Origin of the sequence: Aestuariivirga sp. (assembly GCF_044239095.1) — a bacterium.
GTDB lineage: Bacteria > Pseudomonadota > Alphaproteobacteria > Rhizobiales > Aestuariivirgaceae > Aestuariivirga.
In genome coordinates this window covers 1-7580 of record NZ_JBIICB010000211.1, presented here as the reverse complement: position 1 = coordinate 7580, position 7580 = coordinate 1, and the positions used below count along the sequence as shown (strand labels likewise).

7 protein-coding genes are annotated in these 7580 nt (G+C 66.5%); all 7 read right to left on the bottom strand.

Going from position 1 to position 7580, the window contains the following annotated elements; translation table 11 throughout:
* A partial coding sequence (gene murD / locus ACILRA_RS16635; RefSeq protein ID WP_395663188.1) for a UDP-N-acetylmuramoyl-L-alanine--D-glutamate ligase occupies window positions 1–1176 on the bottom strand: 1176 nt, incomplete at its 3' end.
* Window positions 1177–1179: 3 nt separating this feature from the next.
* On the bottom strand, window positions 1180–2268 hold the full coding sequence (mraY, locus tag ACILRA_RS16630) for a phospho-N-acetylmuramoyl-pentapeptide-transferase (protein ID WP_395663187.1): 1089 nt from the start codon (window positions 2266–2268) through the stop codon (window positions 1180–1182).
* Window positions 2268–3692, bottom strand: coding sequence for a UDP-N-acetylmuramoylalanyl-D-glutamyl-2,6-diaminopimelate--D-alanyl-D-alanine ligase (locus ACILRA_RS16625; protein ID WP_395663186.1), 1425 nt, complete (start codon window positions 3690–3692; stop codon window positions 2268–2270). The genes mraY and ACILRA_RS16625 overlap by 1 nt, the downstream gene beginning before the upstream one ends.
* On the bottom strand, window positions 3685–5142 hold the full coding sequence (locus ACILRA_RS16620) for a UDP-N-acetylmuramoyl-L-alanyl-D-glutamate--2,6-diaminopimelate ligase (protein ID WP_395663185.1): 1458 nt from the start codon (window positions 5140–5142) through the stop codon (window positions 3685–3687). Before ACILRA_RS16620 ends, ACILRA_RS16625 begins: the two co-directional genes overlap by 8 nt.
* Before the next feature lie 7 nt (window positions 5143–5149).
* The gene (locus tag ACILRA_RS16615; protein WP_395663184.1) at window positions 5150–6856 is read right to left on the bottom strand and encodes a peptidoglycan D,D-transpeptidase FtsI family protein; all 1707 of its coding nucleotides are present in this window, start codon (window positions 6854–6856) and stop codon (window positions 5150–5152) included.
* Window positions 6853–7209, bottom strand: a complete 357-nt coding sequence (gene ftsL / locus ACILRA_RS16610) for a cell division protein FtsL (RefSeq protein ID WP_395663183.1) — start codon at window positions 7207–7209, stop codon at window positions 6853–6855. Before ftsL ends, ACILRA_RS16615 begins: the two co-directional genes overlap by 4 nt.
* Window positions 7209–7580 (bottom strand): 16S rRNA (cytosine(1402)-N(4))-methyltransferase (gene mraW, locus ACILRA_RS16605; RefSeq protein WP_395663182.1); only part of this gene is annotated, 372 nt, incomplete at its 5' end. The genes mraW and ftsL, both read right to left, overlap by 1 nt.

Below are 7580 nucleotides of genomic sequence, written 5' to 3'. Positions count from 1 at the left end.
GGCGAATTGCTCCGTGGACTGACCGATCAGGTAGCTCCGCGCCACGCGCCCAAACAGGTGCCGCAGCGGCTCGATGCCGCCTGCCTTGGCGATTCCGCCGGCGATCCAGTAAATGGTCTCGAAGGACGAGAGCGCCTTCTCCGCGGCATCCGCATTGGTCGCCTTGGAATCATTGACGAAGGCGATCGTCCCTGCCCGCGCCACCTGCTGCATGCGGTGGGCAAGGCCGGGAAAGCCCGCCATCGCCGCCGCGATCCTGTCTGGCGCCACGCCCAGCGCGGCTGCCGCGCCATAGGCCATGCAAGCATTCTGCCAGTTGTGCCGTCCTTTGAGTGCGGCCATGCCGCGAAGGTCGATCTCGGCTCCGGTCCGGCCCTGGCGCCTGTCGCGCAAGATCCCGTCATGCGCGGAGATGCCGTCCGAAAGGTCCCTGACCACCGACACGCGGCGAAGGTCGGCGCCCGTTGCCGCCGCTGTCTCCGCGATCGCGGCGCACCACTCATCATCGACGCCGCACAGCGCCGTCCTGCCCGGCCCCAGCCTTGCGAACATGCGCGCCTTTACGGCGGCATAGTTCTCCATGCTGCCGTGGCGGTCGAGATGGTCTGGCGTGATGTTGGTGAGGATGCCGGCATCAGGCGCCAGCCCCGGCATCAGGTCGATCTGGAAGGAGGAGAGTTCGAGCACATAGACCCGGCCCTTCACGGGTTGGCGCAGCAGGAACACCGCCTTGCCGATATTGCCGCCAACCTCGGCGTCGAGGCCCGCATGCGTCAGCACATGCCCGGTCAGGGCCGTGGTCGTCGACTTGCCATTGGTGCCGGTGATGCCGACGATCCGGGCGCCCGCGGCAGCGGCCTCGCGCGCGAAGATCTCGGTGTCGCCGATCACCTCGATGCCGGCATGGCGCGCCTTCAGCACCGTCCAGTGCGGTTCGGGGTGGGTCAGCGGCACGCCGGGGCTCAGCACCAGCGCATCGAGCGTGCCGAAGTCGATCTCGTGAAGATTGCCGACGGGAAGTCCGGCAGCGCGGGCCTTCTCGACGGCGGGACCGGAATCATCCCAGGCGAAGACCTCGGCCCCGCCCAGCCGCAGCGCCTCGATGCAGGCCGTGCCGGAGCGCGCCAGCCCGAAGACGGCGATGCGCTTTCCCTTGCATGTGGCGGCGGGGAACAAGGCCTACCTCAGCTTCAGCGTGGACAGCCCGATGAGGGCCAGCACGATGGCGATGATCCAGAAGCGGATGACGATGGTCGGCTCCTTCCAGCCCTTCTGCTCGAAATGGTGGTGCAGCGGCGCCATGGCGAAGACGCGCTTGCCCGTCAGCTTGAACGAGGCAACCTGGATGATGACCGAAAGCGTTTCGAGCACGAACAGCCCGCCGATGATGGCGAGCACGATTTCGTGCTTGGCGGCCACCGCGATGGCGCCGAGCGCGCCACCCAGAGACAGCGAGCCCGTATCGCCCATGAAGATCATGGCGGGGGGCGCGTTGAACCACAGGAAGCCCAGCCCCGCGCCGACGATCGCGCCGCAGATGATGGCGAGCTCGCCCGACCCCCTCACGAAGTGAAGCTCGAGATAGTTCGAGAAATTGAAGTTGCCGACGAGATAGACGATGAAGCCGAGGCTCGCCGCCGCGATCATCACCGGCACGATGGCCAGGCCATCAAGCCCGTCCGTCATGTTCACCGCGTTGCCCGCACCCACCACCACGAACATGCCCACGAAGATGAAGAGGATGCCGAAGGGAATGAGCACGTCCTTGAAGAAGGGAACGGCCAGCGAGGTGGAGAGCGGCTTCTCGCCGATCCACATGAACATGGCCACCGCGATCCCGGCGATGGCGAACTCGGCCAACAGCCTCACCCGGCCGGAGAAGCCCGTGGTCGTCGCCTTCGTCACCTTCAGGAAGTCGTCGTAGAAGCCGATGGCGCCGAACCCCAGCGTGACGAACAGCACGGCCCAGACATAGAGGTTGCGAAGGTCCGCCCACAGCAGGGTTCCCACGAAGATCCCCGAGAGGATCATCAGCCCGCCCATGGTGGGCGTGCCCTGCTTCTCGACGATGTGGCGCTGCGGCCCATCAGAGCGGATCGGCTGGCCGCGCCCCTGCTTCACTTTGAGCAGCGAGATGATGCGCGGCCCGAACAGGAAGACGAAGATGAGCGCGGTCATGATCGCCAGTCCCGTGCGCGTCGTCTGGTAGCGGAAGACATTCAAGGCGGAAATGTCGTCGGTGAGGCTGGTGAGCAGATGGAAAAGCATCAGGACTCCTTGGAAAGCGGCGGGTGGGCAGCTCTGATTGCCTCCACCAGCGGCCCCATGCGGCTGCCGAGCGAACCCTTGATCATCACCACGTCGCCGGGCTTCAGCCCCGCGAGCACGGCGTCGCGCAATGCCTCTGACGTTGCGGCATAGGCCCCGCGCCTGTCGCTTGGCACCCGCGCCCAAAGATTCGCCATCAGAGGACCTGCGGCGTATAGGACATCCACCTTGGCCGCGTCCATGGGCTCCAGCAGGCCGGCGTGAAGCTGCGGACCCTGCTCGCCAAGTTCCAGCATGTCGCCCAGCACCGCGATCCGCCGGCCGCCCCAGCCCGGCTGTGCTGCACCAAGCAGCGCCAAGGCTGCGGAAACCGAGGCGGGGTTTGCATTGTAGCTCTCGTCGATCAGCAGCAGTTCGCCGCCATCGATGCGCAACCTCTGCTGCACGCCGCGGCCCTTGGCGGGCGCGGCCTCGGCCAGCGCCAGCGCCGCGCGGGCGAGGTCGGCGCCCGCAAGTTTCGCTGCCGCCAGCACGCAGAGGCTGTTCACCGCCATGTGCTCGCCAGGAATTCCCAACTTATAGGTGACAGTCTCACCAAACATGCGCGCCGTGATGCAGCAGCACCCGGCGTGCAGCGCCACCTGCTCCATGCGCACATCAGCCTCCGGGTGCTTGCCGAAGGACACGATGCTGGTGATGCCCGCGGCCCGCGCCGCCGCAGCCAGCCGCTCGAAATAGGGCGTGTCGCGGCTGATCACGGCATGGCCGCCCGGCACCACGCCGGTGAAGATCTCCGCCTTTGCATCGGCGATGCCGTCGAGGGAGGAAAAATTGCCAAGGTGGCTCGGCGCGATTGTGGTGATGATTGCTACGTTGGGCTTCACCATGCCAACCAGCGGCGTGATCTCGCCGGCATGGTTCATGCCAATCTCGAACACGCCGAAGGCGGTCTCGCGCGGCATGCGGGCGAGCGTCAGCGGCACGCCCCAGTGGTTGTTGAAAGAGGCGGCGGAGGCATGCGTCGCGCCCGAGGCCTCGAGCGCCACCTTCAGCATCTCCTTGGTCGAGGTCTTGCCGACGCTGCCGGTCACGGCCACGATCTGCCCGTGGCAGCGCGCACGCGCCGCAAGGCCCATGTTGACGAGGCCATTCAGCGGGTCATCCGCCACCTCGAGCACGGGTCCTGCCGCCGTCATCTCCGGTGTCACGCGGGAGACGACGCCAAGCCCGGCGCCAGCCTGCAGCGCACTTGCCACGAAGTCATGCCCGTCATGCCGCTCGCCCCTGATGGCGATGAAGACGTCGCCCGGCTTCACCGCACGCGAGTCGATCGACACGGCGGTGAGCGGCATCCTCGCCTCGCCATGCAGCTTTCCACCCGTGGCCTTCAGCAGTTCCTCAACCGTCCACAGGGCCTCAGCCATGGTATTCGCGTCCCTCGATTGCGGCCTTCACGGCCTCATGATCGTTGAATGGCAGAACCTGATGTCCGGTCTTCTGCCCCTCCTCATGGCCCTTGCCGGCCACCACCAGCACGTCGCCTTCTTCCAGCGCATCGATGGCCGCACGGATCGCCGCGGCCCGGCTGCCGATCTCGATGGCGCCGGGTGCTGCGGCCATGATCGCGGCACGGATCGCGGCAGGGTCCTCGGAACGCGGATTATCGTCCGTCACATAGACCCTGTCGGCAAGCCGAGCCGCGATTTCGCCCATCAGCGGGCGCTTCGCCCGGTCGCGGTCGCCGCCGCAGCCGAAGACCACATGCAGCCTGCCCAGCGCATAGGGGCGAAGCGAGGCCAGCGCATTCTCAAGCGCGTCCGGCTTGTGGGCATAGTCCACGAAGACCGCGGCCCCTGTCCTGCTGCGCCCGGCGAGTTCCAGCCTGCCCCTGGCGCCCTTCAGCGATTGCAGCGCATGCATCACGATCTTCTCGTCGCCGCCGGTCGCCAGCACCAGCCCCGCTGCGACCAGCGCATTCGATACCTGGAAGCCGCCGGCGAGCGGCAGGTCAATGGCATGGTGGCGGCCCCTGACGTTGACGGCGAGATGCTGTCCCGACGGCCCCCGCGTGACACTCAGCAGGCGGATCGTTTCGCCCGCTTGCCCCACGCTCCACACATCGAGGCCGCGGGCGCGGGCGCGGCGCGCCGCTTCCAGCCCGCGCGGCGTGTCGACGTTCATGACGGCCGCACTGCCCGGCATGAGCAGTTCCTCGAACAGGCGCATCTTGGCGTCGAAATAATCCTCAAGGCTCGCGTGATAGTCGAGGTGATCGTGCGAGAGATTGGTGAAGCCCGCGGCCGCGATGCGCAATCCGTCGAGACGGCGCTGGTCCAGCCCGTGGCTCGAGGCCTCGATGGCAAGATGCCCGACGTCCGCGGCCGCGAGTTTGGCGGCAATCTCTTGCAGCGTCATGGCATCGGGCGTCGTGTGTTCGAGTTCCATCGTGCCGTCGGGCGAGACGACGCCCACCGTGCCGAGGCTCGCGGCGCGAAAGCCCATTGCCGTCCAGATCTCGCGCACGAATGTTGCCACCGAAGTCTTGCCGCTGGTGCCGGTCACGGCCACCACAATGTCCGGCTGCGCGCCATAAAAGCGCGCGGCCATGCGCGCGAACAGGCGGCGCGGGTCATCCGCCGTGATGAGCGGAACGCCCGCTGCGGCGGCGCTTCCTGCCGCCACAATGGCAACAGCGCCCTTTGCGATGGCCTGCGGAATAAAGGTACGGCCGTCGGCGGCCGTTCCCGGCAGCGCCACAAAAACCGAGCCCGGTATCACCGTACGGCTGTCGGCGGTGAGATGCGTCACGGCAAGGCCTTCCGCCCCCGGCGGAACCGGGGCTTCACCTGCAATCAGCTGGCCGAGGGTCCTCACCTGCGCGTCAGTTCCTCTTCTTGGCCTTAGCCTCGAGCTTGGCGAGCTTGTCGAGGTCTTCCGGCGTGAAAACGGGCGCCACGCCCAACATCGGCGCGATGCGTTCGATGATCAGCCCCGCCGTCGGCACGGCATTCCAGCCCGAAGTGGCGAAGCCATAGGTTTCAGGCGTGGCCTTGGGCTCATCCAGCATCACCAGGATCAGGTAGCGCGGCGCATCCATGGGGAAGGCGCCGATGAAGGAGGCGAGCCGCTTGTCCTTGGAATAGCGCCCGTTCACCACCTTCTCGGCGGTGCCCGTCTTGCCGCCCACGCGGTAGCCGATGACATCGGCCTTCGACGCGGAGCCCTCGATCCCGTTCAGCCGGAACAGGTAGCGCATCTTCTCGCTGGTGTCGGGCTTGACGATCGTCTGCGCCATGGCCATCGCCTCTTCCCCGCTGCGTTTCAGCAGGGTGGGCGTCATCATGTGTCCCCCATTCAGCAATCCTGCAACGACTGCCGCACCCTGCAGAGGTTGGACGGCAAAACCGTGGCCGAAAGCTGCCGTCGCCGTGGCAAGCCTGCTCCAGCGTTTCGGCAGCAGCGGCCTTGCGCTTTCGGGCAGCTCGGTCTGCAGCCGGTCGAACAGCCCGACCCGCTTGAGGAATTCCTGGTGGCGTTCCAGACCGACGTCGAGCGCCATCTTGGCGGTGCCGATGTTGGAGGAATGGGTGAACACTTCCGGCACGCTCAGCACCCGGCGCTCAGCGTGGAAGTCATTGATGCGGGCGCTGCCGATCACCAGCGGGAAGCGCGCGTCATAGAGGCTCTCGAGACTGGCAGTACCGTAGTCAAAGGCCATCGCGAAGGTAACAGCCTTGATGACGGAGCCAAGCTCATAGACGCCGCTCGTCATCCGGTTCTGCTGTTCCTTGGTGAAGTTCTTGTTCTCCTGGTTCGGGTTGAAGTCCGGGAGAGACACGAGCGAGAGCACCTCGCCCGTGGTGATGTCCATCACGATGCCGCCGCCGCCGATGGCGCTGAACTTGGTGATGGCCTTGGAGATTTCGTCGATCATCGCCGCCTGCACGCGGATGTCGATCGACATCTGCGCGGGCTGCGTCCGCCGCTCTGCAGGCTCGGCCAATGACGCGGTATAGAGCGCGCCCTGCCCGTCAAGGAACTTCTCGATGCCGGCGATGCCCTTCGTGTCGAGGTCGACGTAACCTACCACATGGGAACCGAGGCGGCCCTGCGGATAGACGCGGCGGCGCTCGTTCACGTAGCTCACACCGGGAATGCCAAGGTTGTAGACGGCGTCGCGCTCCTCCGGCGAGACCTGCCGCTTCAGCCAGGCGAAACGCTTCGATGTTGTCAGCTTGTGGCGAAGCTCGCGCGCGTCGAGGTCGGGCACGGTCGCGGTGAGGAGTTCGATCGCCTCGTCGATGTCGATGATCTTGGAGGGATCGGCATAGAGCGAGGCCACGGCGACGTCGGTGGCCAGCAGCACGCCATTGCGGTCGATAATGTCGGGACGCGGCAGCCGGTCCTCGGCGGCGATGCGCGGTGCTGCCTCTTCCATCATGGGGAAAATGGTGAGCCGCGTCAGCTGCCCGGCGATGGCCAGGAAGGCGAAGCCAAAACAGATGGCGATCAGGCGGATGCGGTTCTGCCCGGCGAGGCGGCGGGGCGCCTCGTCCTCCGGCAGGCGGTCTGTGGCGGGCTCTGTCATTGCACCTGCATCTTGTCGATGATGGCGCCGATCGGGTCGGAGCCTTCGGCTTCGAGCTTCATCACGGGTTCGGCCGGCACCTTGCTTGCGATCTCCTCGAGCGTCACGATCTGGCTGGCCTTGAGGGTGGACAGGCCGAGGTGCTGTTCGGCCAGCGCGCGCAGCCGGTCGGGCCTCGTCAGGCTCGACCATTCGGCATTGAGGAGCCGCATGTTCTCCGTCTCCTCGGCGATGGCGCGCTCATGCTTGCTGATCTCGCGCTCCAGACCGCGCGTCTCGTGCTCAAGCGAATAGAGCACGAAGCCGGAGGCCAGCAGCGTCATGACCAGGATGAAATTCAGGAACTTGTGCATCAGTGGCGGGTCCCATGCGGAAGCCTCAGGCCGATCTCGTCCACAATCGCCGGCATGGGCGCTGCCGCCGTGCGGATTCCGGCGCGCAGCTTGGCGGAGCGCGCACGCGGGTTCCGCGCGGCCTCCTCGCTGCTCGCGGCGATGTGGCCCTTGAACGGCAGTTCGAAGGAAGGCGCCTCGCTCTCCGCAACACCCGGCAGATGGCGCGAGCCCGATGGCAGCTTGCCCCCGCGGGAGGCGAAGAAGCGCTTCACGATCCGGTCCTCGAGCGAATGGAACGTCACCACCACGAGGCGGCCGCCCTCGCGCAGCATCCGCTCGGCTGCATGCAGCGCCTCAACCAGCTCGTCGAGCTCGCCGTTCACATGGAT

Excerpts from the sequence above, each read along its gene's own strand:
- mraY (WP_395663187.1), bottom strand. The coding sequence starts at position 2,268 with ATGCTTTTCCATCTGCTCACCAGCCTCACCGACGACATTTCCGCCTTG.
- ACILRA_RS16615 (WP_395663184.1), bottom strand. The coding sequence starts at position 6,856 with ATGACAGAGCCCGCCACAGACCGCCTGCCGGAGGACGAGGCGCCCCGC.
- ACILRA_RS16625 (WP_395663186.1), bottom strand. The coding sequence starts at position 3,692 with ATGGCTGAGGCCCTGTGGACGGTTGAGGAACTGCTGAAGGCCACGGGT.
- ftsL (WP_395663183.1), bottom strand. The coding sequence starts at position 7,209 with ATGCACAAGTTCCTGAATTTCATCCTGGTCATGACGCTGCTGGCCTCC.